The sequence below is a fragment of the Streptomyces sp. NBC_00989 genome, from assembly GCF_045162655.1.
Lineage (GTDB): Bacteria > Actinomycetota > Actinomycetes > Streptomycetales > Streptomycetaceae > Streptomyces.
On the sequence record NZ_CP108728.1, the window covers coordinates 2,690,113 to 2,712,190 of the forward strand.

General features: G+C 70.5%; 19 protein-coding genes. 4 read left to right on the forward strand and 15 right to left on the reverse strand.

Going from position 1 to position 22,078, the window contains the following annotated elements; genetic code table 11:
- Positions 1–17 precede the first annotated feature (17 nt).
- The 6 genes from OG714_RS11625 to OG714_RS11650 all read right to left on the reverse strand — a co-directional run bounded on the left by OG714_RS11625 (position 18) and on the right by OG714_RS11650 (position 7,313).
- Positions 18–1,598: a PucR family transcriptional regulator gene (locus OG714_RS11625; RefSeq protein ID WP_406120260.1), complete on the reverse strand. Its 1,581-nt coding sequence runs from the start codon at positions 1,596–1,598 to the stop codon at positions 18–20.
- 28 nt (positions 1,599–1,626) lie between these two features.
- Positions 1,627–2,913, reverse strand: a complete 1,287-nt coding sequence (locus OG714_RS11630) for an aspartate aminotransferase family protein (RefSeq protein WP_406120261.1) — start codon at positions 2,911–2,913, stop codon at positions 1,627–1,629.
- Positions 2,910–3,752, reverse strand: coding sequence for a nitrilase-related carbon-nitrogen hydrolase (locus OG714_RS11635; RefSeq protein ID WP_406120262.1), 843 nt, complete (start codon positions 3,750–3,752; stop codon positions 2,910–2,912). Before OG714_RS11635 ends, OG714_RS11630 begins: the two co-directional genes overlap by 4 nt.
- 289 nt (positions 3,753–4,041) lie before the next feature.
- Positions 4,042–5,697 carry a hypothetical protein gene (locus tag OG714_RS11640; protein ID WP_406120263.1) on the reverse strand — a complete coding sequence of 552 codons (1,656 nt, stop codon included), beginning with the start codon at positions 5,695–5,697 and terminating at the stop codon, positions 4,042–4,044.
- A gap of 135 nt (positions 5,698–5,832) precedes the next feature.
- The gene (locus tag OG714_RS11645; RefSeq protein WP_406120264.1) at positions 5,833–7,026 is read right to left on the reverse strand and encodes an MFS transporter; all 1,194 of its coding nucleotides are present in this window, start codon (positions 7,024–7,026) and stop codon (positions 5,833–5,835) included.
- A gap of 35 nt (positions 7,027–7,061) precedes the next feature.
- Complete coding sequence (locus tag OG714_RS11650; protein WP_019062010.1) at positions 7,062–7,313, reverse strand: helix-turn-helix domain-containing protein; 252 nt, start codon at positions 7,311–7,313, stop codon at positions 7,062–7,064.
- 32 nt (positions 7,314–7,345) lie between these two features.
- Between OG714_RS11650 and map the strand changes: the two genes are divergently transcribed.
- Positions 7,346–8,113 (forward strand): type I methionyl aminopeptidase, encoded by a 768-nt coding sequence (gene map, locus OG714_RS11655; protein ID WP_406120265.1) that lies wholly within the window; start codon positions 7,346–7,348, stop codon positions 8,111–8,113.
- A 120-nt stretch (positions 8,114–8,233) separates the two neighbouring features.
- Positions 8,234–10,801 carry an ATP-dependent Clp protease ATP-binding subunit gene (locus OG714_RS11660; RefSeq protein ID WP_406120266.1) on the forward strand — a complete coding sequence of 856 codons (2,568 nt, stop codon included), beginning with the start codon at positions 8,234–8,236 and terminating at the stop codon, positions 10,799–10,801.
- Here OG714_RS11660 and ggt read toward each other — a convergent pair.
- A complete protein-coding gene (gene ggt / locus OG714_RS11665) occupies positions 10,785–12,584 on the reverse strand; it encodes a gamma-glutamyltransferase (protein WP_406120267.1) in 1,800 nt (599 codons plus the stop codon). The genes OG714_RS11660 and ggt overlap by 17 nt on opposite strands.
- A 142-nt stretch (positions 12,585–12,726) precedes the next feature.
- Here ggt and OG714_RS11670 point away from each other — a divergent pair, with 142 nt between their 5' ends.
- Both OG714_RS11670 and OG714_RS11675 read left to right on the forward strand, forming a co-directional pair.
- The gene (locus OG714_RS11670) at positions 12,727–13,482 is read left to right on the forward strand and encodes a hypothetical protein (RefSeq protein ID WP_200715328.1); all 756 of its coding nucleotides are present in this window, start codon (positions 12,727–12,729) and stop codon (positions 13,480–13,482) included.
- Between the two features lie 116 nt (positions 13,483–13,598).
- Positions 13,599–15,167 carry a CocE/NonD family hydrolase gene (locus OG714_RS11675; protein ID WP_406120268.1) on the forward strand — a complete coding sequence of 523 codons (1,569 nt, stop codon included), beginning with the start codon at positions 13,599–13,601 and terminating at the stop codon, positions 15,165–15,167.
- Between the two features lie 37 nt (positions 15,168–15,204).
- On the opposite strand, the gene OG714_RS11680 is transcribed toward OG714_RS11675, so the two are convergent.
- The 8 genes from OG714_RS11680 to pcaC all read right to left on the reverse strand — a co-directional run bounded on the left by OG714_RS11680 (position 15,205) and on the right by pcaC (position 21,970).
- Entirely contained in the window at positions 15,205–16,062 is an 858-nt protein-coding gene (locus OG714_RS11680) for an amino acid ABC transporter permease (protein WP_406120269.1), read from the reverse strand.
- Positions 16,059–16,703: an amino acid ABC transporter permease gene (locus tag OG714_RS11685; RefSeq protein ID WP_406120270.1), complete on the reverse strand. Its 645-nt coding sequence runs from the start codon at positions 16,701–16,703 to the stop codon at positions 16,059–16,061. The genes OG714_RS11680 and OG714_RS11685 overlap by 4 nt, the downstream gene beginning before the upstream one ends.
- A gap of 11 nt (positions 16,704–16,714) precedes the next feature.
- Entirely contained in the window at positions 16,715–17,626 is a 912-nt protein-coding gene (locus OG714_RS11690; RefSeq protein WP_406120271.1) for a glutamate ABC transporter substrate-binding protein, read from the reverse strand.
- Positions 17,627–17,643: 17 nt separating this feature from the next.
- The gene (locus OG714_RS11695) at positions 17,644–18,387 is read right to left on the reverse strand and encodes an amino acid ABC transporter ATP-binding protein (protein WP_403602819.1); all 744 of its coding nucleotides are present in this window, start codon (positions 18,385–18,387) and stop codon (positions 17,644–17,646) included.
- A 113-nt stretch (positions 18,388–18,500) separates the two neighbouring features.
- The gene (locus tag OG714_RS11700) at positions 18,501–18,908 is read right to left on the reverse strand and encodes a DUF6278 family protein (protein ID WP_406120272.1); all 408 of its coding nucleotides are present in this window, start codon (positions 18,906–18,908) and stop codon (positions 18,501–18,503) included.
- Between the two features lie 256 nt (positions 18,909–19,164).
- Complete coding sequence (locus OG714_RS11705; RefSeq protein WP_406120273.1) at positions 19,165–19,944, reverse strand: exodeoxyribonuclease III; 780 nt, start codon at positions 19,942–19,944, stop codon at positions 19,165–19,167.
- A gap of 30 nt (positions 19,945–19,974) precedes the next feature.
- Positions 19,975–20,610, reverse strand: a complete 636-nt coding sequence (locus tag OG714_RS11710) for an MBL fold metallo-hydrolase (RefSeq protein WP_406120274.1) — start codon at positions 20,608–20,610, stop codon at positions 19,975–19,977.
- 70 nt (positions 20,611–20,680) lie between these two features.
- Positions 20,681–21,970, reverse strand: coding sequence for a 4-carboxymuconolactone decarboxylase (pcaC, locus tag OG714_RS11715; protein WP_406131789.1), 1,290 nt, complete (start codon positions 21,968–21,970; stop codon positions 20,681–20,683).
- Positions 21,971–22,078: the final 108 nt, after the last annotated feature.

Sequence of the window (22,078 nt, forward strand, 5' to 3'; positions counted from 1 at the left end):
CCAGGTAGTCCCATGTTTCACCCCTGTTGCGCGTCGTGCGCGAGGAGCGCGATGTGCACCGAGGCGGCCTGCTCGAAGTCGTCGAGGTCGACCCCGAGCCGCCCCTCTATGGCCTCCAGCCGGCGGTACAGCGCGGGCCGCGAGACGTGGTGGAGCTGCGCGGTGCGCGACTTGTTGCGGCCGGTGGCCAGATAGGTGCGCAGTACGGCGAGCAGGTCCTCGTCGGCCGCGCACAGCAGCCCGTCCAACTCCCGCTCGGCGAAGGACTGCACCTGCGGGTCGTCCCGCAACAGCCTGATCAGACCGCGCAGATGAACGTCCTTGAGGCGTACGACGGCGGGGAGGTCGAGGGCGTCGCTGGAGTCGGCCACGGCGTCGGCGACGTGCTGTGCCTCGCGCAGGCCGGCGGGCACATCGTCCCAGACGGTGCGCTGCCCGGCGGCGGCCACGACCGCCTTCAACGCCCCCGACTCGGTGCGCAGCCGGCTCGCGAAGTGCGCGGCGAGGGCGTCCGCGTCCTGGTCGCGGGGCAGGCTGAGCAGCACGGCGGTGACACCGTCGGCCAGTTCGGCGACGAGTCCGGGAAGCCCCAACAGCCTTAGCACACGGTCGAGTTGGGCGGTGTCACCGTCGCGTACGACCATCGGGACGAAGGTGCGCCGGTTGACGGGGAGTCCGGCCGCGCGGGCGCGGGGCAGGAGTTGGCGGGCCGGTACGACACCGCTCGCGAGGTCGGTCATCAGGCTCTGGGCGGACTGTTCCTCCCAGGTGTGGGCGGAGCCGCCGAGCATGCGGTGCAGGACGAGGGCCTCGGCGGCGCGGTCGGCGAGGAGGCGTCCGGTGGCGGTGTCGCCGCGGTAGCCGCACAGCATGATCTGGCCCCAGCGTTCGCCGCGTCCGCCCAGTTCGGCGCGGATCCAGCCGTCGCCCTCGCTGCCGCCGGCCTGCCGGGAGATGCGCTCCCAGTCGCGCAGCACGTCGTCCACGGCCGACCGCTCCCCCGCCGTGGCGAGGACGCGGTGCGCGAGGTTGGTGACCACGACGGGACAGGCGCTGTGCGCGGCGACCTCGTCGAGCAGGCTCTGCAGCGGTGCGCCGCCGGTGATGAGCCCGGTGAGCGCGGTCCGTACGGCCTCGGAGAGGCTCACGGCGGCGAACTTCCGCCGTACCAGCCGGGATTGGACCTCTTCCGTCAACTCCGCGAAGGGGAAGGGCCGGTGGAGCACCACCATGGGCAGCCCGCACCGCTCGGCCGCCCGGCGCATCACGTCCGGCGGGGCGGGGAACGCGCGGCCGAGCCCCAGCACCACGGCCGAGGCCTCCGCGCGGTGCAGGGACTGGATGTACTCGGCCTGGGCCGCCTCGTCGCCGGCGAGGAGGACCCCGGTGGTGAGGACCATCTCGCCGCCGGTGAGCATCACGCCGACGTCGGCGGCCTCGGCGACGTGCACCCAGCGCACGGGCCGGTCGAGCTGGCTCGCGCCGGCCACCACCTCGGGTTCCCCGGCGAGGACCCGTTCCAGGCCGAGGACCTGGCGCACCGACAGCGCGGGCTCCAGGCCGTCCAGGGTTCCGAGGGTTCCCAAGGTGGTGGTCATGACGGTCTTCCCTTGTTCAGCGTGTGCTCTACTGCGTGCTCCTCAGAGCCCGTTCAAGGATCGCGGCGCCCTCCTCGGCCTCCGCGACGGTCAGGGACAGCGGTGGGGCGATGCGCAGAGCGCTGGTGTTGTGTCCGCCGCCCTTGCCGATCAGCAGGCCGCCCTCGCGGGCCGCTTCGAGTACGGCGGACGCCGCGTCCGGATCGGCCTCGTCGGTACCGGGCTTGACCAGCTCGATGCCGATCATCAGCCCCCGCCCACGCACCTCCCGTACGCCGGGATGCTGCGCGACGACGGCCCGCAGCCGCTCGATGAGGAGGCCGCCGACGCGGCGGGCGTTGCCCTGGAGGTCGTGCTCCAGCAGATAGGTGAGGTTGGCGAGGCCGGCCGCCATGGTGATCTGGGTGCCGCCGAAGGTCGAAATGCTGTTGGAGTCCAGGCAGTTCATGATCTCGGCGCGGGCGACGACCCCGCCGATGGACATGCCGTTGCCGATGCCCTTGGCGAAGGTGAGGATGTCCGGCGGACCGTTCTCCGCGTGCGCCTGCCAGCCCCAGAAGTGGTCACCGGTGCGGCCCCAGCCGGTCTGCACCTCGTCGGCGATCCACAACACCCCGCGCTCGGCGAGGACTTCACGGAAGGCGGCGTACAGACCGTCGGGCGGGGAGGTGAACCCCCCTACGCCCTGGACGGGTTCGGCGATCAGCGCGGCCGGCGGCCGCACATGCCCCAGCAGATCCTTCAGGTCCTCGACACAGGCCGCGATGAACTCGGCGTCGTTCAGGTCGGCGTAGGGTCCGCGTGTCCGAACACCCCCGTGGACGTACAGCGTCTGGAGCGGGGACAGCGAGGTCGGGGACCAGCCGCGGTTGCCGGTGATGCCGACCGAGCTGAAGGAGCGGCCGTGGTAGCTGTTGCGCATGGCCAGGATCTGGTTGCTCTTGCGGTACGACGTCGCCAGCATCAGGGCGGTGTCGTTGGCCTCGGTGCCCGAGGTGGTGAAGAAGACGCGGGCGTCGGGGATGCCGGACAACTGGGCGACGCGCTCGGCGAGTTCGACCATCGGCCGGTTGAGGTAGAGCGTGGACGAGTGGATGATCCGCCCGGCCTGCTCGCTCACCGCCTTGGTGACCTCGGGGAGCGCGTGCGCGGTCATCGTGGTGAGGATGCCGCCGAAGAAGTCGAGGTACTTGTTGCCCTCGGCGTCCCAGACGTGCCGGCCCTCGCCGTGCGTGATCTCCAGCGGGTCTTGGTAGTACAGGGCGAGCCAGTCGGGGAGTACGTCCCGGTGGCGTCCCAGCAGGTCCTTGGTCACGGCTGCACCAACCCTTCGTAGGCGTCGGGACGCCGGTCGCGGTAGAACGCCCACTGCTGGCGGACTTCCTCGATCAGCCCGAAGTCCAGGTCGCGCACGACGAGTTCCTCGTCCTTGTCGCTGGCGGCCTCGCCGACGAACTGGCCTCGCGGGTTGACGAAGTACGACGTCCCGTAAAAGTCGTTGTCCCCGTACTCCTCCTGTCCCACACGGTTGATCGCGGCGATGAAGTACTCGTTGGCGACCGCGGCGGCGGGCTGCTCCAGCTGCCAGAGGTACGCGGAGAGGCCGCGCGAGGTGGCGGACGGGTTGTAGACCAACTGCGCGCCGTTGAGCCCGAGTTGGCGCCAGCCCTCCGGGAAGTGGCGGTCGTAGCAGATGTAGACACCGACCTTGCCGACCGCGGTGTCGAAGACCGGCCAGCCCGCGTTGCCCGGCCTGAAGTAGTACTTCTCCCAGAAGCCCTTGACCTGCGGGATGTGGTGCTTGCGGTACTTGCCGAGGAAGGTGCCGTCGGCGTCGATCACTGCCGCGGTGTTGTAGTAGAAGCCGTCCTGCTCGATCTCGAAGACCGGGACGACGATGACCATGCCGGTCTCGCGCGCGAGCTGTTGCATACGACGCACGGTCGGCCCGTCGGGCACCGGTTCGGCCCAGTTGTAGTGCTCGGGTTCCTGGACCTGACAGAAGTAGGGGGCGTTGAACACCTCCTGGAACCCGATGATCTGCGCGCCCTGGCGGGCCGCCTCGCGGGCGTGTTCCTCGTGTTTCGCCACCATGGACTCGGTGTCGCCGGTCCAGGTGGCCTGAACCAGAGCGGCGCGTACGACGTTGGCCATGAGCTGCTCCTTCGACGGGACGCCAGAGCCTCTACGCCCGTAGACAAGGCCGTAGAGGGATGAACGTAAGCCTCCGGAGGAGCCTTGCCAAGACCATCGCCGTTAACCCGCGGAGTCGATCGTGTTTCACCCTCCGGTGGGTGAGCCGCTGCGCCAGGTAGGCGGCCTCGGGGCCCCGTAAGGGGCGCGGGGCTGTATCAATATGCGGCTCCGCCGCGCGGGCGCGACCAGCCCCCCACCGACGCGCACCCGAAAAACCGCGCACCCAACCGCTAACCCAGCGGAGCGCTCACGCGCTGAAGCCCGCCACCCGCAAGGCATGCACCAGATCCCAGTGGCATTCGTCCGAGGCGCCCTGCGCGGCCTCCCGCAGCAGCGGTACGAGCTGCTGCGGGTCGGCGGCGACGCTGCGGGCCGCCTCCTCGGGGGTGCGGACCCGGACGTAGGCGTCGAGAAGGGCGCGGATCTCCCGGCGGCGCCCCTCCGCGGCGAGCGCGAGCACGGCCTCGCCTATCTCGCCGGCGGGGCGGGCCACGCCCTGCCGCAGGATCTGCTCGCCGTCCGCCGTACGGCCCGCCGCGACCAGCGCGTCCGCCGCGCCGACCAGCCGGTCGGCGGGCAGCGAGGCGGCCTCCCACAGCAGCGTCGCCCAGTCCGCGCCGAGCCCGGCGCGCTGGAGCTCGGCCGCGAGCAGCGGGAAGCGCGCGGCGGGCCAGTACGCGGCCTCGACGAGCAGCGCGTGCGCCTCGCCGCTACGGCCCTCGCGGCGCAGCCCCACGAGCCGCTGCACGGTCTCCACGGTCCCCTGCCGCGCCTCCGCGTCCAGCGGCTCCCGCTTCGGCTGCGCCCGCTCGACCGGCCGGGCGGCCCCGGCGAAACGCGCTCCGCGCGGGGTCCGGCGGGTGGCGGGGGCGGGCGCGGGGAGTTCCGGTACGACGGCTGCGGGGTCCGGGGCCGGGGTGGTGGCGGTGTCGTCCTCGACCATGCCGGCGAAGCGGGCGCTGCCCCGGCGGCGCTTGCGCTGCTTGGGCGCGGGGGCGGCGGCCTCGGCCTGGTCGGGGGGCTCGGTCGCGGGGGCGGTGGCGTCGGGGTTCGCGAGGTCGTCCCAGGTGGGGTCCGGATCGCCGTAGCCGGGGTTCGCGCGCTCGAATTCCTCGTAGCCGCGGCGCGCGTCCGGACCCCGGTCGTCCCGGTGCGTCCCGTCGACGCCGTCGGGACTGCCGTATCCGCCCCCGACCCCGTCCCCGCCCTGCGGTCCTGTGACGGACATCTGCTCGGCGTCACGTTGGCGGGGCAGTCGGTGCGGGGTCTGGTTCCGGTCGTACGGGGAGGTGTTCTGCTCGTACGGGTAGGCGTTCTGGTCCTGGAACGTGTCGTCGGCGCGGAACACGTTGCCGTGCCGGTCGCGGTGGATGGTCTGGGCGCCCCGCGTGTGGGCGCGGTTGTCCAACTGCTCGATGCGGGTGCGGAGTTCGATACAGCGGGCGGTGGCGCGCTCGTGATCGTCGTGGGCCCAGGCGAGGTCGAGGCGGAGGGCGTCGGCCTCCTCCTGGGTACTGGCGGAGTTGAGCAACCGCCCCAGTTCCGACTGGCGTTCGGCCGCGTACTTCTGCTCACGGAGCATCACGTCGAGCCGGTCGCTGAGGGCGTCGCGGCTGCCGGGACGGGCGTCGAACGCGGCGAGCGCCGCCGCGTGCAGGGTGCGGGCCCGGTTCTTCTCCTGGCTCGCGACACCGTGTCCGTACTCCGCCGCGAGGTCCTGGAGGAGGGCTTCCACCACGTCCCACGGCGGCACTTCGCGCCCGCCGAGACAGGCCTGCATGCCATCGGGATCGCGCTGCCAGAACACCCCGCACCAGCCGCCGCCCTGGTCCAGGCGCGCCAGCAGTCCGTCGAGGTAGTTCGCGAACTCCCGCACCTGTCCGGGGAGTTGATCCACAGCCATGCCCCAACTCCCGCCAGACCGGAATGCTCCGATCCGTAGAAAACACCATTTGTGTTACGACGCGGCTACGGAAGCTTTTCGAGCCGGGCGCAGAGGTCTCGGAGCCTACGCCTCCCGACTGTGCGCCCGCCGGGTTCACACCGGATCCGGCACTTCCCGGGCGGGAACGGGGAGGGTGAGCCGACGACGGGACAGGGCCAGGACCACCGCTCCCGCGGTCACTCCGCAGGCGCCGAGCGCGGCCGCGGCGGGCAGCGTGGAGTCGGCGAGGAGGAGGCCCGACACGGCGGATCCGGCGGCGATCCCGGCACCGATCAGGGTCACCAGCCAGGCGAAGGCCTCGGTCACCGTGCCGTCGGGGGCGAGTTCGCCGACCAGTCCGAAGGACACGGTCAGCAGGGGCGCGAAGAAGACTCCGGTACCGGCCGCGACCAGGCAGGCACCGGCAGGCCCGGGCACGAGTGCCACCAGCCAGTAGGCGGCGGCCATTCCGGCACACAGCGCTACGGCCTTCAGCGGTGCGTCGGCGGTCCAGCGCAGGGTGCCGTAGGCAATGGCGCCGAGCAGCGCGCCGAAGGCCGACAGTGCCATGAGGAGGCCCGCGCCGCCGGGTACGGAGTGCTGCTCGGCGTAGGCGACGCTGAAGACGTTGAAGCCGCCGAGCGCCCAGCCGGCCCCGAACAGGGCGCCGAGCAGCAGGAGCAGGCCGGGGCTGCGCAACGGGCCGAGCCAGTGCACGTCACGGGTCCGGGTCCGCCAGTCCCGGGACGGCCGGGCGGTGGCCATCACCAACGAGCCGAGCAGCCCCAGCCCGGCGGCCAGCCACAGGGCGAGCGGCGCGGGGCCGAGCGCGGCGACACCGGCGACGGCCAACGGCCCCGCGATGAACACGACTTCCTGCGCCCCGGCGTCGACGGCGTACGCCGCCTGCACCTGCCCCTCGGCCACCAACTCCGGCCACAGGGCACGCAGACACGGCTCCAGGGGCGGCGCGGCGGCACCCGCGACGACGGCCCCGACGAGGCTGCCGTAGACCGATCCGGGTGCGAGCGCGAGGAGGACGTACCCCAGGCCGGACACCACTGCGGACGCGACGAGTACGCGCGGCTGGCCGGTGCGGTCGACCAGCCGCCCGAGCAGCGGGCCGCCGATCGCCCCGGCCACGGCGAACACACCGGTGGCGACGCCGACCAGGCGGTAGCCGGCGCCGGCCTCGCGCACGGAGAGGGCGATGGCGAGGGCGGCCATGGCGCTGGGCATGCGGCCGACGAGGGAACCGGTGAGCAGTCGTAGGACATGGGGGCGCCGGAGCAGGGTCGGATACAGCACACGTCTCCCGTTGGGGCGCGATCGCGCTCTCGGCTTCAGGCTGCCAACGGCGCGCACCTGACCACGAGTTCGTCCATGGACAGCCCGAGCGCCTCGGCGAGGGCGGACACGGTGAAGAAGGCGGGCGTGGGAGCCCGGCCCGTCTCAATCTTGCGGAGGGTCTCCGCCGAGATGCCCGCGTGCGCCGCCACGTCCGTCATGCTGCGGCCGCCACGGGCCTCGCGGAGCAGCCGGCCGAGCCGTTCGCCGCGTTCGCGCTCTTCGGGGGTGAGAGGGGTGCGTACCATGCCGTCATTCTAATACCGGTATAGTAATTGGCATGGTGGAACTGAAGACGGACACGTCTATCGATGCGATGTACGAGGCGGGCCAGGTCGTGGCCCGCGCCCTCACGGCTGTGCGGGAGGCCGCCGACGTGGGCGTATCCCTCCTGGAACTGGACGAGTTGGCGCACGACGTGCTGCGCGCGGCCGGCGCGAGTTCACCCTTCCTCGGCTACCGCCCCGCCTTCGCGCCCACCGCGTTCCCCGCGGTCATCTGCGCCTCCGTGAACGACGCGATCGTGCACGGCATCCCGGACGGCTACCGCCTGCGCGACGCCGACCTGGTCTCGATCGACTTCGGCGCCAAGCTGGGCGGCTGGGCCGGCGACTCGGCCATCAGCTTCATCGTCGGCGAGCCGCGCCCGGCCGACGTCCGCCTGATCGACACCGCCGAGCGCGCCCTCGCGGCGGGCATCGACGCAGCCGTCGTCGGCAACCGCATCGGCGACATCGCCCACGCGATCGGCACGGTCTGCCGCACGGCCGGCTACGGCATCATGGAGGACTTCGGCGGCCACGGCATCGGCCGCCAGATGCACGAGGACCCCGGAGTCCCGAACGAGGGCCGCCCCGGCCGAGGCCTCCCCCTACGCCGCGGCATGGTCATCGCGATCGAGCCGATGCTGATCGCGGGCGGCCGGGACGACTACCACGCGGCGAAGGACGGCTGGACCCTCAAGACGAACGACGGATCGAGGGCGGCCCACGTGGAACACACGGTGGCGATCACGGAGGACGGTCCCAGGATTCTTACGGCACGCTGAGCTCTTTTAGGGGCGCGAGGAACTGCGCGACCAGCCACAACGCACCCGCAGACGAAAACCAGCCGCAATCCCCCCAAACCTGCACATGCCCCACGCAGTGCCCCGTGCCATGGTGGATTGATGACCAGCGGCTACACAGACCCCGAAAACGACCCCTTCGGCGACTTCCTGGCCCGGTTCTTCGGCGGAGCCACGGGCGGAGCCGCTGGCGGAGCGGCCCCGCCCGGCCCACGGCACGTGGACATAGGCCGTCTGCTCAGCCAACCGGCCAGGGAACTCATGCGGGGCGCCGCCCAGTACGCCGCGGAACACGGCAGCCACGACCTCGACACCCAGCACCTGCTCCGCGCCGCCCTGTCCGCGGAGCCGACCCGCGGCCTCCTCACCCGGGCCGGCGCGGACCCCGACTCCCTCGCCGCGGAGATCGACGAGCGCTCGGGCCCCGCGCACCCTCCGGACGGCACGTCGCTCGCCCTCACCCCGGCCGTCAAACGCGCCCTCCTGGACGCCCACGACCTGGCCAGGGCGGGCGGCACCGGATACATCGGCCCCGAACACGTCCTCGGCGCGCTCGCCGCGAACCCGGACTCGGCGGCCGGTCACATCCTGAACGCGGCCCGCTACGCCCCCACGGGCCTGCCGCCCGAGGCACCGGACGGCATCCAGCCCCGCACCGACCAGCCCCGCCCCACCGGCACGCCCACCCTCGACAAATACAGCCGCGATCTCACCGACCTGGCCCGCCACGGCCGTATCGACCCGGTGATCGGCCGCGACGAGGAGATCGAGCAGACCATCGAGGTGCTGTCCCGGCGCGGCAAGAACAACCCGGTGCTGATCGGCGACGCGGGTGTCGGCAAGACCGCGATCGTGGAGGGCCTCGCGCAGCGCATCACGGACGGCGATGTGCCGGACGTCCTGGTCGGGCGCAGGGTGGTCGCCCTCGACCTGACCGGCGTGGTCGCGGGCACCCGCTTCCGGGGCGACTTCGAGGAGCGGCTGACGAACATCGTCGGCGAGATCCGCGCCCACTCGGACGAACTGATCGTGTTCATCGACGAGTTGCACACCGTGGTCGGCGCGGGCGGTGGCGGCGAGGGCGGTTCGATGGACGCCGGCAACATCCTCAAACCGGCCCTGGCACGCGGCGAGTTGCACATCGTGGGCGCCACGACGCTGGAGGAGTACCGCCGGATCGAGAAGGACGCGGCGCTGGCCCGCAGGTTCCAGCCGATCCTGGTGCCCGAGCCGACCGTCGCGGACGCGATCGAGATCCTGCGCGGGCTGCGCGACCGCTACGAGGCGCACCACCAAGTCCGTTACACCGACGAGGCATTGGTGGCGGCCGTAGAACTCTCCGACCGCTATCTCACCGACCGCCGGCTGCCGGACAAGGCGATCGACCTCATCGACCAGGCGGGCGCGCGGGTACGGCTGCGGGCGCGCACGAAGGGCACGGACGTACGGGCCCTGGAGCGCGAGGTGGAGCAGCTCGCCCGGGACAAGGACCAGGCGGCGGCCGACGAGGACTACGAGAAGGCGACACAACTACGCGACCGGATCGCCGAGTTGAAGGTGCGGCTGGCGGACGCCGGTGGCGAGGACACGGGCGACGAGGGGCAGCATCTGGAGGTCACCGGTGAGGCGATCGCCGAGGTGGTGTCGCGGCAGACCGGTATCCCGGTGAGCAGTCTCACGGCGGAGGAGAAGGACCGGCTGCTCGGTCTGGAGGAGCATCTGCACCGGCGGGTCGTCGGGCAGGAGGAGGCGGTCCGGGTCGTGTCGGACGCGGTGCTGCGCTCCCGCGCCGGGCTGGCGAGCCCGGACCGGCCGATCGGCAGTTTCCTGTTCCTGGGCCCAACCGGCGTCGGCAAGACGGAACTTGCCCGGGCACTCGCCGAGTCCCTGTTCGGCAGCGAGGACCGGATGGTCCGGCTGGACATGAGCGAGTACCAGGAACGGCACACGGTGAGCCGTCTCGTCGGCGCCCCGCCCGGCTACGTCGGCCACGAGGAGGCCGGTCAGCTCACCGAGGCCGTACGCCGCCACCCGTACTCGCTGCTCCTCCTCGACGAGGTCGAGAAGGCGCACCCGGACGTGTTCAACATCCTGCTCCAGGTCCTGGACGACGGCCGGTTGACCGACGCGCAGGGCCGCACGGTCGACTTCACCAACACGGTGATCGTGATGACCAGCAACCTCGGCTCCGAGGCGATCACCCGGCGCGGTGCCGGTATCGGCTTCGGCCCTGGTGGCGCCGACGCGGACGAGGAGGCCCGGCGCGAGCAGATCCTGCGCCCGCTGCGCGAGCACTTCCGCCCCGAGTTCCTCAACCGCATCGACGAGATCGTCGTCTTCCGCCGGCTCACCGCCGAGCAACTCCGGCTGATCACCGGGCTGTTGCTGGACCACACCCGCCGTCTCCTGCACGCGCAGGGCATCACGGTCGCGTTCACGGACCCGGCGGTCGACTGGCTCTCCCGCCAGGGCTACCAGCCCGAGTACGGCGCCCGCCCGCTGCGCCGCACCATCCAGCGCGAGGTCGACAACCAGCTGTCGCGACTGCTTCTGGACGGCCGGATCGCGGAGGGCGGCCGGGTGACGGTGGACGTGGAGGACGGGCGGCTCGCGTTCCGTACGGATGCACCACCGCCCGACCCCGACGGACCTGCTACGGCTCCGGGTTGACGACTGCCGCCGACCCGCCGCCGCGTCGTACCTTCTCGGCGGCGGCCAACCACTCCCCGTTCGGGAGCCGTTGCACACCGGTCGCCGCGCCGATCTCCGGGTTGAGAGTGAACGAATGCCCGATGGCTTGCAGCTGGGGCTTCAAGTCGCTGTTGTAGAGCGCGGGTTCGAGTTCCGTGTTCGCCGCGTTGCGCTGGCTGGCGCGAGGCGCCGCGATCGCGTCCACCAGCGGCAGGCCCCGGTCGAGGAACTCGGTGAGGGTCTGCAGCACGGTCGTGATGATGGTCGCGCCACCGGGTGAACCGAGCGCCACGACCGGCTTGTTGTGCTTGTCGAGGACGATCGTCGGCGAGATCGACGAGCGCGGGCGCTTGCCCGGTCCTGGCAGGTTCGGGTCGTGGACGGCCGGGTTGGCCGGGGTGAAGGAGAAGTCGGTCAGCTCGTTGTTGAGCAGGAAACCGCGGCCGGGCACGGTCATCGCGCTGCCGCCGGTCTGCTCGATGGTGAGCGTGTAGGAGACGACGTTGCCCCACTTGTCGGCGACCGTGAGGTGCGTGGTGTTCTCGCCCTCGTACGTCGTCGGGGCGGCCGTCCCGGCGGCGGTGCAGGCCGTCGGATTGCGCGGGTCGGCGGGCGCCAGCGGGCTGGTGAGCACCGCGTCGTCCTTGATGAGGCAGGCGCGCGAGTCGGCGAACTTCTGCGAGAGGAGTTCCTTCGTCGGTACGTCCTCGAAGGCGGGGTCGCCGACCCAGCGCCCCCGGTCCGCGAACGCGATCCGGCTGGCCTCGATGTAGTGGTGCAGGTACTGGACCTCGCTCGCCTTCGAGAGGTCCGTCTTCTCAAGGATGTTGAGGGCCTCGCCGACGGTCGTGCCGCCGGAGGAGGAGGGCGCGATGGAGTAGACACCGAGTCCGCGGTACGAGGTCTTCGTGGGCGCCTGGAGCTTGGCGCGGTAGGCCGCGAGGTCCTTGGCGGACAGCTTGCCGGGGCGGGCGTTCCAGCCGGAACCGGCGTCCACCTTGGGGTTGTTCACCGTGGCGAGGATGTCCTTGCCGAGGTCTCCGTGGTAGATCGCGCCGATCCCCTTCTTGCCCAACTCCTTGTAGGTCCTGGCGAGTTCGGGGTTCCTGAAGGTGGAGCCGACGACCGGGAGCTGCCCGCCGGGCAGGAACAGCTTGGCGGTGTCCGGGAAGTAGCGGAAGCGGGTCTCGTTGGACGCCGTCTGGCTGCGGAAGGTGTCGTCGACCGTGAAGCCGTCACTCGCGATCCGCTCGGCGGGCTTGAGCACCGTGCCGAGCTTCTCACTGCCCCACTGGTCGAGCGCGGTCTGCCAGGTGGCGGGCGAGCCCGGGGTGCCGACGCCGAGGCCGCTGCTGACGGCGTCGGCGAAGGCGAGGGCCTTGCCGTTCTCCACGAAGAGGTTGGAGTCGGCGGTCAGCGGCGCGGTCTCGCGGCCGTCGATGGTGTGCACCGTACGGGACTTGGCGTCGTAGTAGACGAAGTAGCCGCCTCCGCCGATGCCGGAGGAGTAGGGCTCGGTGACGCCGAGCGCGGCGGCGGTGGCGACGGCCGCGTCGACCGCGTTGCCGCCCTTCTTCAGGACCTCGATACCGGCGGCGGTGGCGTCCGCGTCGACGCTCGCCACGGCGCCGCCGTAGCCGACCGCGACCGGAGCCTTCGTCGGTGTGCCGCTCGTTGCGGCCGGTGGGGCGGCGGCCCCGACCGACACGACGGCGGCCGAGACCGCCAGGACCGACAGTTTCCGTGCCACAGGGCGACGCATCCATACCTCCAGTCAGGACCGTCCGCGCAGCGTAGCCACATTGCCATGACCCCAACAGACCACCTCGCGCCACTGTCACACGAGTGCCACACGTCGAACACCGGTACGTACCAGCCGCGTCGGGCCGCTAACATGCGCGCCCATGAATGACGACCTGCGCAACATCGTTCTGGGCGTGGCCGCCGCCGGCATCAGCGCCGCGCTCGGCTGGCTCGCCCGCACCTATCTGTGGAAGCGCAAACTCCGGCGCAAGCAGGCGTTCTTCGGGCTGCCCGACAACTCCGAGTCGCTGCTCGTGGTCAACCGCGAGGCGGGCGGCCCCGAACTCACGGTGATGCGGCACGACGTGTTCGCGCTCCTCGAACTCGCGGCCCTGATCAAGGACTGCAACGCGCACGCCCAGGTCGTCGCGCACGACGCGGCCCAGCAGGGTTTCGGCGAGCGGACCGAGTTCTGCGTGGGCGGCCCGGCCTCCAACCGCCGGATGGCCGCGCATCTGGCGTCCCTGCTCCCCGGCATCCGCGTCAACGTCGACCCCGAGCCGGGACCGGACCGGGGCGCGTTCCAAATAGGCAGCGAGCGCTACCGACTTGATCCCGGCAAGGGCGAGTACGTGCTCCTCGCCCGCCTCACCGCCGGCCAACTGGGCGGCGCGCGGCCGGTGTTCCTCTTCTGCGGCCAGCGCGCGATCACCAACCAGGCGGCGTCCCGCTATCTCGCCCGCAACCATGAGAAGTTGGCCCGCAAACACGGCGGCAACACCTTCGTCCTGCTGCTGAAGGTGGTCAACTCGCAGGCGTACGGCCCCGATGTGGTGGAGTTGGTAGCGGATGTGACACGGGCGGCGGAAACCCCGCTGCCTGCACCGGCTCCCCGAAGTTCGCACCGTGCCTCCTGAATCCGCACACACGTCAACAATCTTTACTGGCACGTAACTTACTGACGGGTTACCTGAGGTAGGGGGTCCCGGTTACCGTCGGGTCACTTTGCATTGACACGTGTGAGGAGTGACCCGTGCGAACCCAACGCCAGGCCCTGCGTACGACCGCCGCGGGCGCCGTCTCCGCGACCCTGATCGCCGGAGGCGTCCTCGGGCTCGCCCCCACCGCGCAGGCCGCCACCAACGGCGTCCGCTTCGTCGACATCACCGGCGACGGCGGCACGAAGCTCGCGGCGAACGTCGTCACGCCCGCGGGCGCGGACGGCTCGCACAGCTACCCGCTGCTCGTCATGCCCACGGCCTGGGGATTCCCCCAGGTCCAGTACCTGGCGCAGGCCGAGAAGCTCGCGAACTCCGGCTATGTCGTGGTGAGTTACAACGTGCGCGGCTTCTGGCAGTCCGGCGGCGGGATAGAGGTGGCGGGCCCGAAGGACGTGGCCGACGCCTCCAAGGTGATCGACTGGGCGCTCGCCAACACCCCGTCCGAAGCCGGGCACATCGGCATGGCGGGCGTGTCGTACGGCGCCGGCATCAGCCTGCTCGCGGCCGCACACGACAAGCGGATCAAGGCAGTCGCCTCGCTGAGCGGCTGGGCGGACCTGATCGACTCGATCTACTCGGGCCGTACCGAACACTCGCAGGCGACCGCCCTGCTGGACGGCGTCGGCCTCGTCACCGGCCGCCCGAGCGCCGAGACCAGCCAGGTCTTCAAGGACTTCTTCGCCTCCGACCTCTCCAAGGAACAGGAGATGATCAACTGGGGCAAGGTGCGTTCGGCTTCGACCTACGTCGATCAGATCAACAAGAACGGCGCGGCGATCATGCTCGCCAACGCCTGGGGCGACACGATCTTCCCGCCCAACCAAATCGCCGACTTCTACGGGAAGTTGACCGGACCCAAGCGGCTCGAACTCCGCCCCGGCGACCACGCCACCGCCGAGCTGACCGGACTGTTCGGGCTGCCCAACGACGTATGGACGGACACCGAGCGCTGGTTCGACCACTACCTCAAGGGCGCCGACAACGGGATCGACCGCGAGCAGCCGGTGGAGCTCAAGTCCCGTTCCACGGGCGGCTACGAGGGCTATCCGGACTGGAAGTCGGTCGGCGCGACCCGGAAGAAGATCGACCTCGCGGGCACGACGACCATCCACACCAACGTCGACTCGGGCGCGGACGGCGGGATCGTCTTCCTGTCCAGCATCCTCGACCAGGTAGCCCAGGTGCCCCCGGTGGCGTACGTCCCGCTGCTCCCCCGCCGCTGGGCCGCCGTCTGGCAGTCGGCGAAGTACGCGAGTGCCCAACAGGTGCGCGGCACCGTCAAGTTGCACACCACGGTCACGGACACCAAGGAGAGCGGCACCCTCGTCGCGTACCTCTACGACGTGGGCCCGCTCGGCCTCGGCAAGCTGGTCAGCAACGCGCCGTACACCTGGCACGGGCAGCAGCCCGGCCAGCCGTTCGGTGTGGACCTGGAGTTGTTCTCCACGGCCTACGACGTCCCGGCAGGGCATCATCTCGCCCTGGTCGTCGACACGGTCGACCCGCTCTACATCGAGCACAACCCGTCCGGCGCGCAGCTGACCTTCTCCTCGCCGGCGAACGACCCGTCGTACGTGTCGATCCCGCTGCGCGAGCAGTGATCTCCGGCTGCTGCCGGCCGGGCAAGTGCCCTCTCGACTACTGCACCCGCGGCAGCAGCGTCCCTGGTTCCGCCGGGGCCACGTCCACGGCCCCGGTCTTGGGACTGCGCTGCTCCCGGCGGGACACCCAACCGGCGAACCAGGAAAGCAGCATGCACATCCCGATGTAGATCGGCGAGATCACCATCACCACGGGGATGAACGGCAAATCGTAGTCGAGGTTCGACGCGATCAGCTTCCCGGCATGGAGAAACTCCTCATAGGTGATCAGATAGCCCAGCGAGGTGTCCTTCAGCGCGACCACCAACTGGCTGATGATCGCGGGCAGCATGGCCCGTACGGCCTGCGGCACGAGGACGTACGACATGACGTGGACCTTGCGCATGCCGAGTGCGAACGCGGCCTCCCGCTGGCCGCGTTCGACGCTGTTGACGCCCGAGCGGAAGACCTCGGCGAGCACCGAGCCGTTGTAGAGGGTCAGGCCAGCGACCAGTGCGGGCAGCGGCTGGACCTTGAGCGCCACGAAGATGAAGAAGATCATCACCAGGACGGGCATGGCGCGGAAGAACTCCACGACGAGCGTGGACAGCCAGCGCACGGGACGGTGGTCCGAGAGCCGTCCCACGGCGAGCAGGGTGCCAAGTGCCAGTGACAGCACGGCCGCCAGGCCGAAGGCCTTGAGCGTGTTGCCGAGGCCGCGCAGCAGCAGTTCCTGAATTCCCTTGTACTCGAAGGGCATCCACTTCGTGTACGTGAACTGGTCGGTGTCGAAAAGGAGATAGAGGATCCAGCCGAGCAGCGCGAGGATGACGACCGTGGACGCGATGCCGTAAAGGCGGTGCCGTTTACGGGTCTTGGGTCCCGGTACGTCGTAGAGGGCGTTGGCGGTGGTCATCGGGCGACTCCCCACTTCCTCTCCAGCGCGTTGAACAGCGCGCTGATGGCGAGGGTGATGATCAGGTAGCCGACGGCGATCCAGACGAACGTCCAGACGATGTTGTAGCCGAGTTCGCTCAACGTCCGGTAGGTGCCGAGGAGTTCGGTGACGCTGAAGGCGCCGGCGATCGCCGAGTTCTTGGCGAGGGCGATGAGGGTGGAGCCGACCGGCGGGATCACCGAGCGGAACGCCTGCGGCAGCACGACCAGGCCGAGGCTCTGCCCGAAGGACATCCCGAGACTGCGGGCCGCCTCCCCCTGCCCTCGGGGCACGGTGTTGATGCCCGCGCGCAGCGCCTCGCAGATGAACGCCGAGGTGTAGCAGCCGAGCGCGAGGACCGCGAACACCTTGAAGGGCAGCACGAGTCCGAAGCGCGGGAGGCCGAGCAGCACCGCGAAGAACAGCAGGGTGAGCGGGGTGTTGCGCAGCACGGTCACCCACACGGTGCCGAAGACCCGCAGCGAGCCGACCGGCGCGACCCGGAAGGAGGCCATGAGGAAGCCGAGGACGAGCGCCAGCACCGAGGCGTACACGGTCAGTTCGACGGTGCCGAGGAAGCCGTCGTCGAAGGTCGAGAAGTTGTCTGTCAGTACGTTCACGTCTGCCTCCCTCAGCTCGCCGGGTAGCGGTCGATCGCGGGCGGGGTGGGCGCGGGCACTCCGGACAGGCCCAGCGTCGCCTCGTACGCCTTCTTCCAGTCGCCGTTCTTCTCACGGGCCTCCAACGCGTCGTCGAGGGCGAACCGCAGGGCGTTGTCGCCGTGCGGGACACCGATGCCGTACGGCTCCTCGGAGAAGGGCTTGCCGACGACCTTGAGCTGGTCGGGGACCTTCGCCGCGTAGCCGATGAGGATCGCGTCGTCGGTGGTGACGGCGTCGACCTGATAGGTGAGCAGGTTGTCGACGCAGACCGAGTACGTGTCGTAGGCGACGAGTTGGGCCTTCGGATAGTCGTCCTTGATGCGCTGGTACGGCGTGGAGCCGGCGGCCGAGCAGACGCGTTTGCCGGCGAGGTCCTGCGGGCCGTGGATGTCGTGCTCGTCGGTGCGGACGAGGAGGGACTGGCCGGCCATGTAGTAGGGGCCGGCGAAGCCGACGAGCTTCTTGCGCATGTCGTTGATGGTGTAGGTGCCGACGTAGTAGTCGATCTGGCCGTTCTGAAGGGCGGTTTCGCGGTTGGCGGAGGCGATCGTCCGGAAGTGGACGGTCTTCGGGGCGAAGCCGAGGGAGGCCGACATCATCTTGGCGATCTCGATGTCGAAGCCGGAGTAGGTGCCCGTCGCCGGGTCCTTCTCCCCGAGGTAGGGCTGGTCCTCCTTGGCGCCGACGGTGAAGTAGCCGCGCTTCTTCGCCCGCTTCCAGGTCTTGGAGTCGGGGAGCTGAAAGCCTTGTGCCACTTGGTAGTTGGGGAGTTTCTCGGCGGCCGGTCCCTTGACGGGCGGGCTGCCCTCCTTGCCGCAGGCGGTCGCGCACAGCACGGCGAGCACGGTCACGGCGAGGGACGCACGGGTGGTACGGAACATGGATCGCACTCCCCCGCTCAGTGCTTGAGGATCTTGGACAGGAAGTCCTTGGCCCGGTCGCTGCGCGGGTTGGTGAAGAACTCCTCGGGGGTGCGGTCCTCGACGATGCGGCCGTCGGCCATGAACACGACGCGGTTGGCGGCGGAGCGGGCGAAGCCCATCTCGTGGGTGACGACGACCATCGTCATGCCGTCGTGGGCGAGTTGGCGCATGACCTCGAGGACCTCGTTGATCATCTCCGGGTCGAGAGCCGAGGTCGGCTCGTCGAAGAGAAGCGCCTTGGGTTCCATGGCGAGGGCGCGGGCGATGGCCACGCGCTGCTGCTGGCCGCCGGAGAGCTGCGCGGGGAACTTGGGCGCCTGGGAGGCGAGGCCCACGCGGTCCAGGAGCTCCAACGACCGCCTGTCGGCGTCCTCCCGCTTGCGCTTGCGGACCTTGACCTGGGCCAGCGAGACGTTCTGCAGGACCGTCTTGTGGGCGAACAGGTTGAAGGACTGGAAGACCATGCCCACCTCGGCGCGGAGCTTCGCGAGGGCCTTGCCCTCCTCGGGCAGCGGCTGCCCGTCGAGTTCGATCGTTCCGGACTCGATGGTCTCCAGCCGGTTGATCGCCCGGCACAGCGTCGACTTTCCCGACCCCGAAGGGCCGATGACCACGACCACCTCCCCCTTGCCGACGGTGAGGTTGATGTCCTGCAGGACATGCAGCTCCCCGTAGTACTTGTTGACGTCACGCAGTTCGATCAACGGATCGACGGCCATGCCCAGCCCTACTCACTCTCAGCTGTGTCGTGGTCGCCGCAAACTATCCACACAAGAGTGGAGTTAAGGCACGACACGCACTTTTCGGGCATTAGCCGTATTTAAGCCCGTTGTTACTCTTCCGCGACTTCGGCGTACAGCTGCGAGAGTTCGGGCACGCCGCTGGCCGCCCACTCGTGACCGGAGGCCACGACGTCGAACTCGCGCCCGGAGTCGAGCCGTACGACGGGCTGACCGCTCTCCCAGATCTCCCAGGCGGCGCCCGGCACGGTGCGCACGATCACGGTCCCCAGATACAGACCGGCGTCGTTGCCGAGCCAGGAAAGGGTCTCCTCGTCGTCCCGCCAGCGCGGCACCAGTTGATCGAGCGCCTCCAACGAGCCTACGGAGTCGTCGAGTTGGATGCCTTCCTGAGCCGCGAGGGCGCGGAGCAGTTGACACTCGGACAGCAACTCGGCGATGCCCTCGGGGTCGTGAGTACGGTGCTTCTCGCCCCGGTCGCCCAGGAAAGGGATGTTCATCCGTCTAGCGTGTCATTCGCACCGCCGTACGCACCACAGGGCGTCGCCGGTGGCGTGTCAGCAACCGGCCGCGGGAGGGGGAAAGCCCTTCTGCCGAGGGCGGGTTGGCCGGATGGTGGCCGCCGAGTTGAGAGGCGACGAGAACGGCGCCTGGGCACTCCGGACTACGGCGGCTCCCGCCACCTCGGCTCCCAGCGGGCCGGAACCACCCGCCGTGGTGCGGTGGTTCACGACCCTGCGCTGAGCGGCGGGCGGGTCAGACGTCCAGGTCCACGACCACGGGCGCGTGATCCGAGGCGCCCTTGCCCTTGCGCTCCTCGCGGTCGACGTAGGAGTCGGTGACGGCCTTCGCGAACGGTTCGTTGCCGTAGACCAGGTCGATGCGCATGCCGCGGTTCTTCGGGAAGGCGAGCTGGCGGTAGTCCCAGTACGTGTACGGGTGGTCGTACTTGAGGGGGCGCGGGACCACGTCGGACAGGCCCGCGTCGCGCAGGGCGGTCAGGGCGGCGCGCTCGGCGGGGGTGACGTGGGTGAGGCCCTCGAAGGCGGCCACGTCGAAGACGTCGTCGTCCGTCGGTGCCACGTTGTAGTCGCCCAGCACCGCGAACGGGCGGCTGCCCTGCGCGTCGTCCGCGACGGCCGCCTTGAGTGCCTCGAACCACTGGAGCTTGTACGCGTAGTGGGGGTGGTCCACCTCGCGGCCGTTCGGCACGTACACCGACCAGACGCGGACCGGGCCGCAGGTCGCCGCGACGGCGCGGGGTTCCTGGACGCCGTCGTAACCGGGGTCCCCGGCAAGGCCCTTGACCACGTCGTCGAGCCCTACGCGGGAGAGCACCGCCACGCCGTTCCACCGCCCGGTCGCGTTGACCGCCGCCTCGTAGCCCGCCTCGCGCAGCGCGTCGAACGGGAACTGCGCCTCGGCCAGCTTGGCCTCCTGGAGGCACAGCACGTCGGTGCCGCTGCTCTCCAGCCAGGCCAGGAGCCTCGGCAGACGGGCGGTGATCGAGTTCACGTTCCAGGTCGCGATGCGCATGCCTCACAACCTACCGGGCGGGTCTGACACTCACAGGTCCGCCGCCTCGCCGGGCGCCAGCCGCAGGTGCTCCGCGCCGCCGAGCGCGCCGATCTGCATGTCGTAGATCGGGCGGGCGAGGTCGGTGAGCAGGGCGTCGTGGATGTCGTAGGCGCGCTGCGGCTTGACCTCGCGGACGTAGTCGATGACCTCGGAGATCTTGCTCCAGGGGGCCATGACCGGGAGCATCAGGGTCTCGACGGTGTGGTCGGGGACGGTGAGGGCGTCGCCCGGGTGGAAGACGCGGCCGCCGTCGACCAGGAAGCCGACGTTGGTGATGCGCGGGATGTCCGGGTGGATCACGGCGTGCAGTTCGCCGTGCACCTGGACGTCGAAGCCCGCCGCCGTGAAGGTGTCGCCGTGGCCGACCGTGTGCACGCGGCCCGGGAAGGCGGCGGAGAGCTGGCCGGCGACCGACTTCAGGGTCCAGATCTCGGCCGCCGGGTTGGCCTCCAGGCCGGCCCGCAGCCGGTCCTCGTTGAAGTGGTCGAGGTGCTCGTGGGTGACCAGGATCGCGTCCGCGCCGACCGCGGCGTCCTCCTCGGTGAAGGTGCCCGGGTCGATGACGAGCGACCGGCCGTCCTTCTCCAGACGGATGCAGGCGTGCGACTTCTTGGTGAGCTTCATGGGTCCATCCTGCCGCGCCGGAACGGCGGACGGGCGGGTGAGACTGGTGCTTTCGGTACCAGGCCGACGATCACTCGGTGGGGGTCGTCTCCTCGCGGATGACCTGCTGGGCGACCTTGAACGCGCTGTTCGCCGCGGGCACCCCGCAGTACACGGCGGCCTGCATCAGCACTTCCTTGATCTCGACCGGGGTGAGGCCGTTACGGAGCGCCGCCCTGGTGTGGAAGGCCAGCTCGTCCAGGTGGCCGCCCGCGACCAGCGCGGTGAGGGTGACACAGCTGCGCGAACGCCGGTCGAGGCCGGGCCGGTCCCAGATCTCGCCCCACGCGTACCGGGTGATGAACTCCTGGAAGTCCCCGGAGAACTCGTCGGCCTGCGCCAGCGCCCGGTCGACATGCGCGTCGCCGAGCACCTCACGGCGGACCTTGATCCCGGCGTCGTAGGGGTCCGGACGGCCCATGTCCTGCGGCGGAACGGCGGGCGGCGGCGCGATCTCGGCGATCGGCGCGAGCTGCGGCGGCGCGGCGAGGACCGGTTTGACCGGGGCCGCCACGATTGCCATCTGCCCGGTGGAGTGGTCGTACGCCGGCTGCCAGGCGGTGGAGAAGTGCCGGACGAGGAGGTCGGTCACGGCCGCGGGCTGCTCGACCGGGACCAGGTGCGAGGCGCCGGGTACGACCGCGAGGCGGGCGTCCGGGATGCCGGCGACCAGTGTGCGGGCCTCGGCCGGGCCGGTGACCTGGTCGTCGGAGCCGACGAGGACGAGCGTCGGTACGCCGATACGGGCGAGTTCGGACCGTACGTCGAACGCGGCCAGCGCCTCGCACGCGGCGATGTAGCAGCCGGGGTCGGTGGTGCGGACCATCTGTACGGCCCACTCGGTGATCGCGGGCTGGGACGCGGCGAACCCGATGGTGAACCAACGGTCGGGCGAGGTGCGGGCGATGGGGTCGAGCCCGTTGGTACGCACGATCACCCCGCGCTGACGGAACTCGTCCGCCGTGCCGAAGCGGGGCGAGGCGGCGATCAGCGCCAGCGAGGCCACCCGCTCCGGGTGGCGCAGGACCAGTTCGAGACCGACCGCGCCGCCGAGCGCGCAGCCCGCGTAGCCGAAGCGCTGCACGCCGAGGCCGTCCAGCGTGGCCAGCAGCCGGTCGGCCAGGTCGGAGACCGAGCCGGTCGGGTGCGCGGGCGAGCCGCCGTGGCCCGGCAGGTCGTACCGGAAGACCCGCCACTGCTTCGCCAGTTCGGGCACCTGGCGATCGAACATGTGCCAGGTCGTCCCGAGGGACGGGCCCAGGATGAGAACGGGCGCGTCTTCGGGGCCGTCGAAGCGGTACTGGAGGGCAGGGGTCTTCATGTCGCTCACCGCTCCAACGTAACCGCCGTTTCTTACGGTCCGGCTGTGGGGCCCCCGGTCTCCCCACTCGGCTCCCACACATCAGTGGGGAACCCTCACACCGCCTTC